Annotated in this window: 1 protein-coding gene; it reads left to right on the forward strand. The window is 49.0% G+C overall.

Annotated elements, in window-relative coordinates:
* Positions 1-577, forward strand: a 577-nt coding sequence (locus ACFO9Q_RS22935) for a transposase (RefSeq protein WP_379185907.1), incomplete at both ends; no start/stop codon positions are given.

The following is a 577-nucleotide window of genomic DNA, read 5'->3' on the forward strand; positions in this document are numbered from 1 at the left end:
ACACTTTTGTTTGGGGCAAAGCGGTTGTGAAACAGAAGGCAAAGCTGCAAGAGAAGGTGCAGACGCTGTTTGAAACCATTGCACAAGCCGAAAAGCAAGAAGATGGTGAGCAAGCGGGACAAGACCTTACCGAGCTCGGCGAGGCGTCTGCTTTAACCAGCAAAAAGCTTGAGGCTGCTGTACAGCAATTGGAAGAGAAACTGCAAGCTCAACCGAAGGACAAGCCTTTGAAGAAAGCGGTTCGCGAGCTTCGTAAAGACTTGCTTCCACGTTTGCAAAAGTATGAGTCCCAGCAAGAGATTCTCGGGGATCGGAACAGCTTCAGCAAGACGGACCATGACGCTACCTTTATGCGAATGAAAGAAGATCACATGGGCAATGGTCAACTTAAGCCAGGATACAACGTGCAGATCGGAACGGAAAACCAGTTCATTATCGGCTACAGCCTACATCAACGCCCAACAGACACGCGTTGCTTAAAACCACATTTGGAAAAGGTCAAAGGCGCTCTCGGAAAACTACCCGGGACAATTATTGCGGATGCGGGCTACGGCGGAGAAGAAAACTATGCTTACTT

The organism is Paenibacillus sp. GCM10023252, assembly GCF_042653305.1.
Taxonomy (GTDB): domain Bacteria; phylum Bacillota; class Bacilli; order Paenibacillales; family Paenibacillaceae; genus Pristimantibacillus.